The 15779-nt window shown below is 36.4% G+C and carries 12 protein-coding genes and 3 pseudogenes; 14 read left to right on the top strand and 1 reads right to left on the bottom strand.

Annotated elements, in window-relative coordinates; all coding sequences use genetic code 11:
- Positions 1-499: 499 nt before the first annotated feature.
- The 5 genes and pseudogenes from SRT_RS08930 to SRT_RS08910 all read left to right on the top strand — a co-directional run bounded on the left by SRT_RS08930 (position 500) and on the right by SRT_RS08910 (position 4252).
- Positions 500-1141 (top strand): CatB-related O-acetyltransferase, encoded by a 642-nt coding sequence (locus SRT_RS08930; protein WP_128833836.1) that lies wholly within the window; start codon positions 500-502, stop codon positions 1139-1141.
- Entirely contained in the window at positions 1134-1796 is a 663-nt protein-coding gene (locus tag SRT_RS08925) for a histidine phosphatase family protein (RefSeq protein ID WP_161940052.1), read from the top strand. Before SRT_RS08930 ends, SRT_RS08925 begins: the two co-directional genes overlap by 8 nt.
- Before the next feature lie 143 nt (positions 1797-1939).
- Positions 1940-2329: a nuclear transport factor 2 family protein gene (locus tag SRT_RS08920; RefSeq protein WP_128833834.1), complete on the top strand. Its 390-nt coding sequence runs from the start codon at positions 1940-1942 to the stop codon at positions 2327-2329.
- Positions 2330-2619: 290 nt separating this feature from the next.
- Positions 2620-3204, top strand: a pseudogene (locus tag SRT_RS10920) (DAHP synthetase I family protein); the annotation flags it as partial.
- A 2-nt stretch (positions 3205-3206) separates the two neighbouring features.
- Positions 3207-4252: pseudogene (locus SRT_RS08910) on the top strand (3-deoxy-7-phosphoheptulonate synthase).
- Between the two features lie 232 nt (positions 4253-4484).
- Here the strand turns inward: SRT_RS08910 and SRT_RS10915 are convergent.
- Positions 4485-4923: pseudogene (locus tag SRT_RS10915) on the bottom strand (transposase family protein); the annotation flags it as partial.
- Positions 4924-5384: 461 nt separating this feature from the next.
- On the opposite strand from SRT_RS10915, the gene SRT_RS08900 reads away from it, so the two are divergent.
- The 9 genes from SRT_RS08900 to tkt all read left to right on the top strand — a co-directional run bounded on the left by SRT_RS08900 (position 5385) and on the right by tkt (position 15211).
- Positions 5385-7052 carry a BglG family transcription antiterminator gene (locus SRT_RS08900; protein WP_128833832.1) on the top strand — a complete coding sequence of 556 codons (1668 nt, stop codon included), beginning with the start codon at positions 5385-5387 and terminating at the stop codon, positions 7050-7052.
- 505 nt (positions 7053-7557) lie between these two features.
- Positions 7558-8538: a BglG family transcription antiterminator gene (locus tag SRT_RS08895; protein ID WP_223213944.1), complete on the top strand. Its 981-nt coding sequence runs from the start codon at positions 7558-7560 to the stop codon at positions 8536-8538.
- The gene (locus SRT_RS10910; protein WP_223213943.1) at positions 8532-8972 is read left to right on the top strand and encodes a BglG family transcription antiterminator; all 441 of its coding nucleotides are present in this window, start codon (positions 8532-8534) and stop codon (positions 8970-8972) included. The genes SRT_RS08895 and SRT_RS10910 overlap by 7 nt, the downstream gene beginning before the upstream one ends.
- Positions 8962-9315 (top strand): PTS sugar transporter subunit IIA, encoded by a 354-nt coding sequence (locus tag SRT_RS08890; protein WP_223213942.1) that lies wholly within the window; start codon positions 8962-8964, stop codon positions 9313-9315. The genes SRT_RS10910 and SRT_RS08890 overlap by 11 nt, the downstream gene beginning before the upstream one ends.
- A gap of 84 nt (positions 9316-9399) precedes the next feature.
- A complete protein-coding gene (locus SRT_RS08885; protein ID WP_223213941.1) occupies positions 9400-9792 on the top strand; it encodes a PTS sugar transporter subunit IIA in 393 nt (130 codons plus the stop codon).
- Between the two features lie 55 nt (positions 9793-9847).
- Positions 9848-10147: a PTS sugar transporter subunit IIB gene (locus SRT_RS08880; RefSeq protein WP_128833831.1), complete on the top strand. Its 300-nt coding sequence runs from the start codon at positions 9848-9850 to the stop codon at positions 10145-10147.
- A gap of 22 nt (positions 10148-10169) precedes the next feature.
- The gene (gene ulaA, locus SRT_RS08875; RefSeq protein WP_128833830.1) at positions 10170-11528 is read left to right on the top strand and encodes a PTS ascorbate transporter subunit IIC; all 1359 of its coding nucleotides are present in this window, start codon (positions 10170-10172) and stop codon (positions 11526-11528) included.
- A gap of 244 nt (positions 11529-11772) precedes the next feature.
- Positions 11773-12864, top strand: a complete 1092-nt coding sequence (ulaG, locus tag SRT_RS08870) for an L-ascorbate 6-phosphate lactonase (protein ID WP_128833829.1) — start codon at positions 11773-11775, stop codon at positions 12862-12864.
- Between the two features lie 370 nt (positions 12865-13234).
- A complete protein-coding gene (gene tkt, locus SRT_RS08865) occupies positions 13235-15211 on the top strand; it encodes a transketolase (RefSeq protein ID WP_128833828.1) in 1977 nt (658 codons plus the stop codon).
- Positions 15212-15779 lie beyond the last annotated feature (568 nt).

Raw genomic sequence — 15779 nt, 5'->3', positions numbered from 1 at the left:
GTTTTGTTTTTGCGCCCAGTAAGCGTCAGGTGACCCTGAGCCAGTCCCACAATTTGGCAGCCTTCCGTCCTTGCGCCTTTGATGTTTCATTAGGAGTTGAAACCAACAGTAAGAAGGTTCTCCACAAGATTAAAGAATTTATAGAAAGTGTGAAACAATGACCTACAATCAACCAGATGCTAAAGGATTTTATGGTAATTTCGGCAGTCAATTTGTTCCCCGAAACACTGATGCACTAATGGTGTCTAAAATTAGATTTAAACTAAGTCTTAATTCTGTTAAATAATATTCTACTTTGGTAATCTAGTTGGATAAAACTTTTATCGTTGGAGGATTTGGAATTAGTTATTGGAAGAAAGCCAAATACTATATGAACCAAGAATTTAAGAGTTTCATTATTAGAATCGAGTTAGTAAAAAGACTTAACATATCAGAAATGAACTTTTAAAATTCGAAAAAAACAAAGAGCTCTAATAATTATGCAAAGGAAAAATTAGTAATGAAAGAATTAAAAATTTGGGAAGAAATTGAATTCCCGCATGATACCATAAAAAGTGACTATGTAGAGGTAGGCAAATACACCTATTACGCTGGTGCATACAATAAAGGCTCGTTTGCGGAGCAAAGTGTCAGGTATTTAACTGAAGAACCAAATAGAGATAAACTAATTATCGGTAATTTCTGCTCTATTGCCACAGGAGTTAATTTTAATCTAGGTGGTTCTGAAAGACATCTAAAAGAATGGATTTCTACATTTCCTTTTTACTATCTATTTCCAGATAGTGGCGCTCATGATGGGTATTTCCCAAAGGGAGACACTGTAATAGGAAATGATGTTTGGATTGGAACCGATGCTATCATAATGCCAGGTATTACAGTTGGTGATGGTGCTATTATAGGGGCTAGAAGTGTCGTAACAAAAGATGTCGAACCATACACTATAGTTGGAGGAATTCCAGCGAAAACTATTAAAAAACGTTTTTCTGACACAGAAATTGAAAAATTACTTGATATTTCTTGGTGGAATTTTGACATAGAAGATATAAAGAAACTACTACCCTATATCACAAGCCCAAATATTGAACTATTTATAGAAAAAGCTTCAAAAATTAAAACAATTAATGAGGAAAAACATGACTAATAGTAAAAATATTGAGTTTTGGATGGTAAGACACGGTGAAACAATTTTTAATACTAAAGGGATTGTTCAAGGGTGGTGTGATTCTCCACTTACTGAAAACGGAGTACTTATGTCTGGTTGTTTAGGTAAAGGTTTATCTGATAGTCGTATAAACTTTGAGTCAGTCTATAGCAGTGATCTAACACGATGTCTAGAAACAGCCAGATTAATATCTAAATTTTTAAATAATAAACTTAAGATTAAACCTAATAAAAATTTGCGAGAAATTAATACAGGTGACAGAGAAGGCGATCTCATTTCTGAATATTTAAAAGAGTATCCATTTTCTTTAAATTTTAAAAAACATACCGGAACTCCTCACGGGGAAACATGGCAAGACGTTTATGACCGATTAATTCCTGAATTATATAAAATATACAATAAACAACCTAATCGTTCAAAAGTGTTAATTGTGACACATAGTATGTTGATTGCAAGCATCATTGGTTACTTAGACCAATCTGTTGAGGAAGTTATATATGTACCTAATAATAGCGTTACAATATTTTCATTCATTGATGGGAAGTTATCTTTAAAATCCCTTCCTGACCAGAAATATATTGAATATGGTATTAAATATAAGGATGAAATTAAACATGAGTTAAATTTATTCTAACCAAAAAGTCTTTAATCAGTTTCTTTGTTATATGGTACTAAGTATTATAAAGATTCGTATTTGTAAAATGAATCTTTGGAAAGTATAATGTATGTAAGGAAATAGAAATTGATTTCCAAATATTAAAAAAGGAGAAAATAGCTATGAAAAATAATATAATTGAGGTGTTTAATACTTACACGGAGGCACTAGCGAAAAAAGATTTTGAGACAGTTTTTGAAACAATTTCTGATACAATCGTGTGGCATATGGGTGGTGAGGGCCCTCTTTCGGGAGTAGTGAAAGGAAAACAGGAACTGGGAGAACGTTTGGGAGAATTTTCGAAGAGGAGTAATGGAACGTTTAGAGTTATAACAAATTGGGTTGCAAGTAATGATTGTTTTGTTGCTGCAAGTGTTATTTCATTAGCAGAAAAAGGAGATGAGAAATTAAATAATCCGGGTATTGATTTATTTAAAATAGAGAATGGAAAAATACAAGAAGTTTGGACTTTTGCTCAATATCAAACAGTAGAAGACAAATTTTGGGAATAAATTAAATTTATCTTTGAAAGGCTCAAAAAAATGTATAAATCATAATGAATTTAAGTAAAATCTCTCAGCTGATTCAGTTGAGGAATTGATTTTTATAGTGATTTTCTTGACAGGCTAGGTCAGTTATTGCGGGAAGTAATTTTCAACAAACGAAACGTAGTCAATAATTTTTCTTGTAATCAACATACTATGTGTCACAATTAACACTTTTGATGGTTAGAATAGCTTTGTTTTCTATCTCCTTACGTGTGGCAAAATAGTAGTTGAATTGGGAGTGCGTTATCAGCAAAAATGAGATGTTCTACCCTGAAATCTTTGCTTTGGTCTCTTACATCGCTATTGGTGCTCGCTCGGCCGAAAACCAGCAGCACTGTTTTGTGTCTTCTCGTATCGATGTGCCAGCTGGAATGAAAAACACTTCTGGCAATCTAAATGTCCTGTTCAAAGGGATGTATGCAGCGTAGTCGTAGCAGAATTTATACAATGCACAAGAAGTTAATAATTCAGGCGACCTTCTGGCACATGCTATTTTACGTGGACCAGTGGATGAAAATGGTAAAAACTATCCTAACTACTTTTATGATGTTCTGCGCTAGATACCGGATACCATTGCTATTTATTAAATATGGGGAGCTTGAGAATCCATTTATCGCGGTCAATACCAATCATGACAACTCAGGAAAAAATTATTTGGAGCAAATTTGTATTATACGCCAAACGTTGTTCAACCGTGACTGGTTTTTATGATCGAGTCTTACTTAGAGGATGGTCGTCAGGATCGGCCAGAAACCTATAGTAAGTCTATCACCGATCCCTGTCTGGGCTGGATCAGGATCGAAAAATTGGTTCGTGAAATTCAAACATTAGGGAAGTAATTATGGGAATTCGTCAAAAAAGTAAAACAATCGATGTTGCAGAAGTCAAACAGCTTTCAAAGCTTGAGGGCGAAGCTTTAGCTAAGAAAGAAGCCCGCGATAAGGAACTGCAGGCCATCATTAGAGGGGAGGATAAGCGTACCCTCTTGGTTATTGGGCCATGCTCCTCTGACAACGAAGAAGCAGTCTTGGAATACGCTCGCCGTCTGTCTGCTCTTCAGGAAGAAGTTAAAGATCAGGTCTTTATGGTTATGCGCGTCTACACGGCAAAGCCTCGTACCAATGGTGATGGTTATAAGGGGCTGGTTCATCAGCCTGACACTAAGGGTGAACCAAATCTGATCAATGGCATCACAGCTGTTCGTAATCTTCACTATCGTGTGATTACCGAAACTGGTTTGATAACAGCCGATGAGATGCTCTATCCTGAAAATCTTGTCTTGGTTGATGATTTGGTTTCCTATCATGCTATCGGCGCCCGCTCAGTTGAGGATCAGGGACATCGCTTTGTCGCATCGGGAATTGATGTACCAGCAGGGATGAAGAATCCGACTTCTGGTAACCTCAATATCATGTTCAATGCGATCTATGCCGCCCAAAATGAGCAGAACTTTATCTATCAAAATGCAGAAGTAGATACCGATGGCAATCCCTTAGCACACGCTATCCTGCGCGGGGCAACCAATGAACACGGGAAAAATGAACCTAATTACTACTACGATGATCTGATCAAGACCATCGCCAAGTATGAAAAATGGGACTTGAGAATCCTTTTATTCTGATTGATACCAACCACGATAATTCAGGCAAGAACCACCTTGAGCAGTTCCGAATTGTGCGCCAGACTCTTATTAATCGTGATTGGAATGATAAGATAAATCAATACGCGCGTGGTTTTATGATTGAGTCTTATCTTGAGGACGGCCGTCAGGATCAGCCAGAGATCTTTGGTAAATCTATCACCGATCCATGTCTGGGCTGGGATAAGACCGAAGAGCTAATTCGTGAACTTCACGAGACTTTGAGAAATATTGGGACTAAAAACTAAATCTGCTCAAAGTGCTCGCTACAGATATACTTCCCTTATAGTGGACAGTGAAAAAATAAAAAGTCACTAGAATCTATAAGGGAGTTTTCGTATGTCAAAAAGAAGTCCAAAACCAGTAGAGGAAAAACTAGGAGTCGTTCATCTCTACTTAGACCAACATCAATCAGTGAGTAGCTTGGTACGACAATTGAATTAATAAAAGCAACCTGTGGTGCTAGTTAAAAAATCCTAGGTTATAGGCAACGGTGGCTTGCTCCCTAAAAACGTGCCCCTTATAGTTACGAGCTAGCAAACAAATGGGTAAGGGAAAACTATCAGTAATCACGATATCATTCTGATGGAATTGCTCCGTCATGCCTTGATAAATCAACTTCGGTAAGGGAACCAGATACCGAGCTCTTCGGTAAAACCGTGTTCGCTCTAAGCCAATTTTCATAAGTAGCCTCTGACAAAGTTGATAAATCAGCGTTGGGATTTGATGCCAAGTTCAGCTTGAAGCACAAGAAGAGGACAAGAATGGAGCAGTCACTAACCTTATAATAATTGATATTTCGAGGTTGCGTCAGTTCTTTAGGGGCCTAATGTCGGTAATAGTAAGAATATAGCTTTTTTAATTGTTCCATACTGTATTGTAAGTAGTGTTGTTTCGTGTTATGATTTAGGTGGTTCATTTAGATGACCTCTGTTCGTTTGCTCACTTACAGCATCATCAAAATGAACTTTTTGTGAACTAAAAGATTAACTAACACCACGGATGTTCTATATATCAGCAGCAATCTTTGTTCGGATAGTTTGAAAGCAGCTATAATGTAAAGACTTTTGAACTTTTAAGTTTAGTTTTTGTCAGCCCTAAGAGGTGACAAACAGCTAATCGCTAATGTCTGAGAAGACCAATGTGGTCTTCTTTTTTGCTAGCTACAGTTGTTAAGAGTTTCGTAATATAAAGCATCCACAATCAAAAGCAGATCATAGATTGCTTCTTGAATGCAAGTTTCTTGTGGTAAAAAATCGCTGTTCCTATTAAAGGAAATCATATAGGGGGCCAAATTTTTATCTGGATGATAAAGTAAGCCTCGCTTTAAAAGTGTGCTATAATGAAAATAATGAAATCAATGATAAGGGAGGAAAAAAAATGATTATCTTGGATAGAAATAGTTATGACCTTCTTTCTTATTTGATAAAGTTAGAAGAGCCTGAAACAGTGATGAGTATTTCTAAGCTTTTAAATCAATCCAGACGTAAAGTTTATTACCATCTTGATAAAATAAATGAAGCGCTGCCATCTGAGATTCCGAAAATCATTAGCTATCCTCGTATAGGTATCTTGCTTTCATCACAGCAAAAAGCAGCCTGCCGCACCTTGTTAGCGGATTTAGATGATTATTCTTATGTGATGAGTATACAGGAACGTATGCTGCTTAGCATAACTTATATTGCAATTGCTAAAGATCGTGTTACGATTGAAAAGTTGATGCAAATCAATGCGGTTTCCCGTAATACTATTCTCAATGATCTTAATGAATTGCGTCAGCGTCTTTCTTTTGAGCCATATAGTATTAAGCTTCAGGCAACCAAATCAAAAGGCTATTATTTGGACTGCCATCCCTTATCTAAAATTCAATATTTAAATAAGCTGCTCCATACTATTTATACAGATAGCAACCCTAATTTTATAGCTATGATGCGTGATAAGCTGAGAGATTTTGCCGATTTGTCTAGTTATTTTTCTGATGACATTTCAAGTTTTATAAGAGGAGAATTGCAGGTTTCCCAAGCATTACTCGGTAAAAAAATCAACAGTCAAGATATCCGTTTTATGGTTGCTACTTTACCTTATCAGCTGTTAAGTTATCAGAACCTAGGTTTATCAGAACGTGAACAAAGAGATTTATTAAGTGAATTTTCTCCTATCAAAGAGCGCAAAGAATATGAAATTGCGAGGCATTTAAATGAGAATCTAAAAAGAGAATTTCATATTGAATTAGATGAGATTGAAACCTCTTTAATTGCTGTCTTACTTTTGTCGTATCGAAAAGATCGCGATATGCATCTTGAAAGTCATGATTATGATGATATGCGGCGTGTTTTAAACTGTTTTATAGATGCTTTTGAGCTTGATTACCATATTTGTTTTAAACATAAACAACTCTTACTTAATCAGTTATTAACGCATTGTAAAGCCCTTCTTTTTAGGAAGGCTTATGGCATCGTTTCAAATAATCCACTGACAGACCAAATCAAAGATACCTATGCAGACTTATTTGCTATGACCAAGGTTTGTCTTTCTATTTTGGAAAATGCTTGGTCTATTAAAATGAATGACGATGATATTGCTTATATTACCATCCACATTGGCGGTGAATTGGTACATTCTGAGACGAAACCGACACCGCCTGCAGTTTTGACTCTAGTTTGTGATGAAGGCATTGGAGTGCAAAAACTCTTTATGCAGCAGTGCAAGCAATATCTACCTCATAGCAAGATCGAAGCTGTCTTAACATCTGAACAATTTTATAGTGTTGCTGATATTATGGCTGTTGATTTGGTTATTTCAACTAATGATAGTCTAGATACGCAGTTGCCAACTCTTTTTGTCCATTCTATTTTGAGAGATGATGATGCCATTAAATTAATTCGCTTTGCTAAGCAGCGTGGACAAACAAATCAGGATGATTTTGATAAAAAGTTAGAAACTTATATTCGTCATTATGTTAAGAATGACAGTGATTGTTACGTCCTCAAAACAAAAATTGAACGCTTAATCAATGAGGAATTGCTTTATGATAGTAACAAAAGATAGAAATATAGTATGGTGTCTGGGATAAAATGCCTTCCCAGACTTATTTTTTTGTGAATTTTAAAATTGAACTGCTATCACTCTTTGTTCACAATGCAAATAAAAAGGCTTAGAACTTGTATAGACGTCAAAAAGCCAACACTATTGTATATTGGTTACGTTTTGTACCCGAGACTGGTACAGAAAAAAAGTGTACTGGGAGTTTTTTCCTAGCTTTTGTTCCTTGCTCTGCAAACAATAGCTCCAACAGTTTCTCAAACTATTGGAGCTTATCTTATTAATAAAATAATTTCCGTGGATACAGGTTTTTAAGTCTGAAATGATTGGTAGACAATGTTAATGCTTTTTATCTATTAAAAATACAAATGTCCACTATGAACTGGACAATTAAAGGAGTTCATGACATACTAAAAGCGGTTACAATATCAAATATAAAGGGGAATAAAGATGGTTAAACAAAATTAAAATTTGAAAAACTCATTTCAATTTTGAAAAAAGTTCAGATTTTATGACAGCTAAAGCTCTCTCTATTCAATTACAGTCATCAGAGAAGACCGTTTATCGGCTGGTTAAAGAAATCAATCGTCTTTATTTTCCAAATGAAATTATTACGAAAAAGAAGGGAAGTGGTTTTAAGCTTAATAAAGTATTTTTGACAGAAGAACTGCCAAAAACTGAGGGTGATATGTTTACTCCAATCAAAAGGCAAGAGAAGATTCTAGAAAAGCTTTTGTTAAGATCACCTAAAGGTGTATTGATTTATGATTTGGGGCAGGAATTTTATGTGAGTAGCTCAGTCATTATGAAGGATAAGATTGAAATTCAAAGACAAATTGATGCTTTTAATCTAAAAATTTCGACGCGATCAGGAAATATTTTCATTCAAGGTTCTGAAACTGATATTCGGCGGGCCATAGCAGGTTTGGTTTCTGCTTTCAGTATAATTGATATTGATGATCTATCTTTATCAACACAATCGGCAATATTTGACAGTAATTTGGCACTTTTTATTCTTAAGGAAATTAAGAAGATTGAAGATCATTTGAATGCTGAATTGCCTTATCCTTATAATGTTAATATTTTTTCACACCTTTATATTATGGTTGAACGTCTTAGAAAAGGAAATCGTAAAATCAGTCAATCTCTTGTTCGTTTTAATGATAACAATAATGATGAGGTACTTTTAACTGAAAGTTGTAATGTGATTAAAGATATTAGTGATTATTTAGGCAGAAAGATTGATGATATTGAGATTGATTATCTTTATCAATATCTTTATTCTTCACGGTTTCAATTGAATTCTCAACAACAGAAAGTTCAATTTTCCAAACGTGCCGTTGCCATCACAAAATTTTATTTGACTGAGATGGAAATGACAAAGTGGCAAAAGATTGATGAACAATCTCCCGTGTTTATTGATTTGGCTAATCATATCAGCCCGTTGCTTCGGCGTCTTGACAGTAAAATTCGGATTAAAATAATATGTTAACTGAGATTTGTGAAAGGTATCAAGCGATTTATCAGCAGACTGATGTGGTTTCGCAAAAAATGATTCGAACGTTTGGTTTTCCCGCAATTAGCGCTGACGAAATTGGCTTTTTAACCCTATATTTTGTTCGTTTTAAGGAACTTAATCAAACCCCTATAAAAGCTATTATTATGTGCTCATCAGGCATTGGGATTTCAGAGCTTTTGAAGCTGAAAATTGAAGCTGAGTTTAGAAACTTGGATATTATCGAAGTGGTCTCCAGTCATAACGCTGATACTGTTCTAGCCAATCATCCAGATGTTAAACTACTCATTACAAGCGTCAAACTTTCAAGTAGTGTTGCGATTAAAACGGTCTTAGTAAGTGCATTGATGACATCAGAGGATAAAAAGAATATTGAGACGGCTATTGGGGAGCTTGTTTATGGAAACTAATTTTTTGGAGCTTTATCTAAATCAAGATTTTTCCAGTCAAGATGATGTGTATCACTTTTTAGCTGAGAAGTTAGCTAAGGAGAACCATTTGACGGTTTCAGAAATAGTGACAAAATTTATCAAGCGTGAAAAACTCGGTAATATCCAAATTTACGATAGGATAATCATGCCTCATTTTAATGAACAAGGGATTTCAAATAAAATTATTATACTTCGTACCAATCGGGTCATTTCGAAATGGTCGGAACAGCTTAAAAATGTACAGCTCATCATTGCTCTTATCATTGATTCAGATGTTAGCCCTCAGGAAAAGGAATATTTTCAAAAATTTATAAAAAATTAATGAATACTGACGTCATGGAAACTCTTCTAAAAGGGACTAAAAGTCAGATTGAAGGTCTTATAAAGTGAAAAAGAGAGGAAAAATATGCTTGGAGGTTTATTAACGAAAGAAGACATCCAATTTAGTTCTAAGGACATGAACTGGGAAGAAGCCATTCGTTTGGCAGCACGGCCATTGTTACAAAAACAGAAAATTGAGGAGCGTTATATTCAAGCGATGATTGATAAGGTTAAAGACAATGGCCCTTTTATCAATATAGGAGATCATCTGGCTCTTCCGCATGCTAGACCAGAGGAGGGAGTCCTTGAAAAAGGGCTATCTTTATTAAAATTAGATCGCCCTGTTAATCTGTTGGATGATCCGAAACATCCAATCTCAGTTTTCATTTGTTTAGCAGCGAGTGATAATAATGCCCATTTAGAAGCGCTCATGAGCCTAACTAAAATTCTATCTAAAAAGAAAATTTGCAACAATTAATTCACTCAACCAATGTTGACGAAATGAGTACATTACTAGAAGAAGGAGAAGAATCATGAAAATTTTTGCAATATGTCAAAGTGGTCTTGGAACAAGCTTTATGGTTCAAATGAATATTGAATCAGCACTTCAGAATGCAGGTGTTGACATGGAAAATTTCACCGTTGAACATACTGATTCAGGAAGTATCAACGCTGATATGGCGGATTATTTCTTTGCGGAAAAAACGTTGGTACCAGCTTTAACGAGTTTACCAGAGGAAAAAATTATCGCTTTGAATTCGATTATTGATGCAGAAGAAATTACAGAAAATGTTCTAAAAATCTTGGATGCTAATGGAATTGCTCATAACTAAGATAATAGGAGAATCTAAAAAAATGAAAAGTATTCTAAATTTATTTGTTTCGATTGTCACCCAACCCGCTATTTTAGTATCTTTGATTGCCTTGATAGGATTGGTCTTACAAAAAAAGAAATTTTCAGATGTTGTGTCAGGGACAATAAAAACAATGGTTGGCTTTTTGGTGCTGACAGGAGGAGCTGGTATCTTACAAAATGCTCTAGCACCATTTTCTGATATGTTTCAGACTGCCCTTCACACTCAAGGAGTTGTTCCGAGTAACGAAGCGGTCGTTGCATTGGCTTTGAAAGATTATGGCAGTCAAACAGCACTTATCATGTTTATTGGTATGATTGTTAATATTTTGTTAGCTCGATTTACTAGATTTAAATATCTTTTTTTAACAGGACAAGCTATGATGTACGTTTCTTGTATTACTGCCGTTATTTTAATGAGTGCAGGAATTAAAGGCGATGTCATAATTGTTTTATTAGGTGGTTTGTTTGAAGGAACCTTATTAACAGTAACTCCAGCTCTTTGTCAACCATTTATGAAAAAGATTACGGGTAATGACAAAGTTGCTATGGGGCATACGGGAAATATTGGATATGCAGCAGCAGGTTGGATTGGTAAATGGGTTGGTGATGGATCTAAATCAACAGAAGATTTAAATGTGCCAAAATCATTCAGTTTCTTACGTGATTCAACAATCTCAATCATGCTTTTAATGAGCATCGTCTATACTGTATTGGCTCTCGCAGCTGGGCCAAGCTATGTGGAAAAGCATTTGAGTGATGGGACTAGTGCCATTGTCTATGCACTTATTCAAGCAGGTACTTTCACAGCAGGATTTGTCGTTGTTCTTCAGGGTGTACGTACGGTCCTAGCAGAGATTGTGCCAGCCTTCCAAGGAGTAGCTAAAAAATGGGTACCCAATTCTAAGCCAGCTCTTGATGTTCCAATCATTTTCTCTTATGCCCCTAATGCCGTTTTGATTGGCTTCTTTACTAGCTTTATTGTCGGTACTCTTTCCATGTTTATGATGATTGCCTTGCATACAACAGTTATTATTCCTGGTGTTGTTGGTCATTTCTTCTGTGGTGCAGCAGCAGGTGTTTATGGTAATTCAACAGGGGGACGCAGAGGTGCTGTTATTGGTTCAGCTTTTAATAGTCTTTTGTTGAGTTGGTTGCCGCTTGCTATTTTGCCATTACTTGGTTCATTAAAAATGGCAGCTTCAACCTTTGCTGATACTGATTATTTAATTCCAGGTTTTATACTAGGGAAAGTCGGTCAGTTTGGTTCACTTACTTTGATTGTTGCAATTATTATTTTTACTCTCATTGTTATTGCAACAAGCATCATTCTTAATAAATGTTCAAATAAAGCAGCATAGAGGAATGAAATTTTTTAAAAGATATTCCAATATTCCATATTGAAATAGTTGCTATTTATATGAATTATTAATCCCGTTTTTAAATTAAAGTTCTGTTTCTTTTTATTTAAAGCTTACTGTTAAGATAGGAACAGTCCAAATGTGAACACAAGCTTGTGCTTTATTTGGTCTTTTGTAAAAGCTCTAGTAGCGGTATCATAAACATGTAGAAAAATAACTATCCAATGAATAGGAGGAAACAAAAATGACTAATGTTAAAGATATTACAAGAGAATCATGGATTTTAAGCACTTTCCCAGAATGGGGCACTTGGCTGAACGAAGAAATTGAAGAAGAAACTGTCCCTGCCAATAACTTTGCTATGTGGTGGCTGGGTAACTGTGGTGTTTGGATTAAAACCCCTGGTGGAGCCAATGTGGTTATGGACTTGTGGTCAAACCGCGGTAAATCAACTAAAAAAGTAAAAGACATGGTTTGGGGTCACCAAATGGCTAACATGGCAGGTGTGCGTAAATTACAACCAAATCTTCGTGTGCAGCCAATGGTTATTGATCCGTTTGCCATCAACGAGTTAGACTACTATCTTGTTTCCCACTTCCACAGTGATCATATTGATATTAATACAGCTGCAGCTATTGTTAATAATCCAAAATTAGATCATGTTAAGTTTGTTGGACCCTATGAATGTGGCGAAATCTGGAAAAAATGGGGAGTGCCAGAAGACCGCATTATCGTGATTAAACCGGGTGATTCTTTTGAATTCAAAGATATCAAAGTAACTGCTGTTGAATCCTTTGACCGTACTTGTCTGGTAACCTTGCCAGTTGAAGGTGCTAAGGAAAATAATGATGATCTGAAAGGGCTTGCTGTTACAGATGAGGAAATGGCTCGCAAGGCGGTTAACTATATCTTTGAAACTCCTGGTGGAACCATCTATCATGGTGCTGATTCTCACTTCTCAAATTACTTTGCTAAACATGGCAAAGACTTTGATATTGATGTTGCTATCAACAACTATGGTGACAACCCAGTTGGTATTCAAGATAAAATGACTTCAATCGATCTCCTTCGTATGGCTGAAAACCTTCGTGCCAAAGTCATTATCCCTGTTCACTATGATATCTGGTCTAATTTCATGGCTTCAACAGATGAAATTCTTGTCCTTTGGAAGATGCGTAAAGAACGTTTGCAATATCAATTCCATCCTTTCATTTGGGAAGTTGGTGGTAAATACACTTACCCACAAGATAAGGATAGAATTGAATATCATCACCCACGCGGTTTTGATGACTGCTTTGAGCATGATTCTAATATCCAGTTCAAGGCCCTCCTATAATTGTTTTTTGTCTTTCAATTGTTATCAATTTCACTTCGCTGAACTTCAGTTCTATCTTCGGTTCATTTCCTAGACTGAAAGGTAAAATCAATAATAGGTTATCATTCATTTCATCTGTCCCTCTTCGTCAACTTCGGCTTGCCTAACTCTAGTTATGCCTGCGTCTTGTTTCCTTAATTGAACAGTGAATCAATTACTGCTTGATTTATCGTAATAGTACATAAAATAATATTAACTATGTCTTTAAACTTTATATCCGCATGTCGCACGATATGCGGATATTTGAAAGAGCTTTAACTTATCTGGATATATGGAACAAGTAAGCGTTTTATGTTAAAATATCTATGACTACATTAAAAAGGAGAATATTATGTCAGATTTATCGGTTAATGCCATTCGCTTTTTAGGCGTAGATGCTATTGAAAAGTCTAAGTCAGGACACCCGGGTGTTGTCATGGGCGCTGCCCCAATGGCTTACAGTCTATATACTAAGCATTTACGTGTTAACCCAAGTCAGCCAAATTGGATTAACCGTGACCGTTTTGTTTTGTCAGCTGGTCATGGCTCAATGCTTTTATATGCTCTCTTGCACTTGTCGGGATTTGAAGATATTTCTATTGATGAAATTAAGCATTTCCGTCAGTGGGGCTCTAAAACACCGGGACACCCTGAGTATGGCCATACGGTAGGTGTTGATGTGACAACAGGCCCTCTTGGCCAAGGGATTTCAATGGCTGTTGGTTTGGCTCAAGCTGAACGTTTCTTAGCTGCTAAGTATAATCGTGAGGGCTACCCTATTTTTGACCACTATACTTATGTTATTGCCGGTGATGGTGATTTTATGGAAGGTGTTTCTGGCGAAGCCTCATCCTATGCTGGCAAACAAAATTTGGATAAACTGATTGTTCTTTATGATTCTAATGATATTTGTTTAGATGGTGAAACCAATGATGCTTTTACTGAAAGTGTTCGTGCACGATATGATGCTTATGGTTGGCATACAATCTTAGTTGAAGATGGCAATAATATTGAATCTATTGGACTTGCTATTGAAGAAGCCAAAGCCAGTGCGAAACCTTCTCTGATTGAAATTAAAACTGTGATTGGCTACGGTGCTCCAACTAAAGGCGGTACCAATGCTGTTCATGGTGCACCACTTGGAGCTGAAGAAGCAACTGCTGCTCGTAAGGCTCTTAACTGGGATTATGCGCCATTTGAAGTTCCTCAAGAGGTTTATGATGATTTCAAAGAAAATGTTGCGGATCGTGGTGAAGCTGCTTACGATGCTTGGTCAAATCTTATTGGTCAGTACCGACAAGCTTATCCTAAAGAGGCGCGTGAAGTGGATGCGATTATTGATGGAAAAGATCCTGTGGAAATCAAAGAAGCTGATTTCCCAGTCTACGAAAATGGCTTCTCTCAAGCAACGCGTAATTCTAGTCAAGATGCCATCAATGCTGCGGCAGACGTACTACCTAACTTTCTTGGAGGCTCTGCTGACCTTGCGCATTCTAACATGACTTACATTAAAGCAGATGGGCTTCAAGATGCTGATCATCCGCTTAACCGTAACATTCAGTTTGGTGTTCGTGAATTTGCTATGGGTACTGTCTTAAATGGTATGGCCCTTCATGGCGGACTGCGTGTTTATGGCGGAACCTTCTTTGTCTTTTCAGACTATCTCAAAGCAGCTGTCCGTTTGTCAGCCCTTCAAGGAGTACCAGTAACTTATGTCTTTACCCACGATTCGATTGCTGTTGGTGAAGATGGCCCTACTCATGAACCGATTGAACACTTGGCAGGTTTACGTGCTACTCCTAATTTGACTGTTTTCCGTCCAGCCGATGCACGCGAAACACAGGCAGCATGGCATTATGCTTTGACAAGTCAGAATACGCCAACAGTTCTTGTTTTAACACGCCAAAACCTTAATGTTGAAGCTGGTTCAAGCTTTACTTCAGTTGCTAAGGGCGCTTATGTTACTTATGAAACAGCTTCTGACTTTAATACTATTCTTTTGGCATCAGGTTCTGAAGTTAATTTAGCAGTCAAAGCAGCTAAGGAATTGGAAGCACAAGGCGAAAAAGTACGTGTGGTTTCTGTTCCTTCTACAGACCTCTTTGATGAGCAATCTGCTGATTACAAGGAAGCTGTTTTACCAAGTTCAGTTCGTCGTCGTGTAGCTATTGAAATGGCAGCCAGCCAACCTTGGTATAAATATGTCGGCCTTGACGGTGCTGTTATCGGTATTGATAAATTTGGAGCCTCAGCTCCAGCTGCTCAAGTCATTGAAAATTATGGCTTTACAGTAGATCATGTTGTTAAAGTTGTTAAGGGACTGAAATAATATTTTCCTAAATTTATCTGAGTAAGAAGTGACATTCTTCTCAAAATTAAAAAATGTAATGTTAAAAGCTCTTAAAAACAAGTTCTTAGAAATATTGATTTTGATTTGCATCCCAAAAGTTAGCCTGAAAATCTAACTTTTGGGGTGTTTTTCTATGAAATTGAGTTGTAAAGAATAACAGGTCAGAGACTAGATTAGAATCGCTAGTTTAGCGTGAATAACAGGTACTGTGAGTATTTTCCATGCCCCTTTGTAAGCGGTGAAAAATGAAAAGACTTAGTGAGAACCTAATTGTAAGTTGAGTGTTATATCTTAGCTTTCCAATCCTGCATCTTAGTTAATATGAGGATTTTGGCACCAATTGTTATTATGATGTCATTGATTGTCCTATGCAAAAGCCTCTTTTTTGCTTTATAATAATCTATAAAATAATTGTTGCAAGTTAGGGATGTCATCTAAATGGGCTGACTGGGAGTTGAAACATTTTCAAATAGAAGTTAGAAAGTGAACTGACGTATTGATGACTTGGCTGTTCAAATTTGACTGAGGGTAATTATTTTTAGACAAT

This window comes from Streptococcus troglodytae, from assembly GCF_002355215.1.
Lineage (GTDB): Bacteria > Bacillota > Bacilli > Lactobacillales > Streptococcaceae > Streptococcus > Streptococcus troglodytae.
Note: the sequence above shows the minus strand (reverse complement) of the source record. Positions and strands in the feature narration are given on the sequence as shown.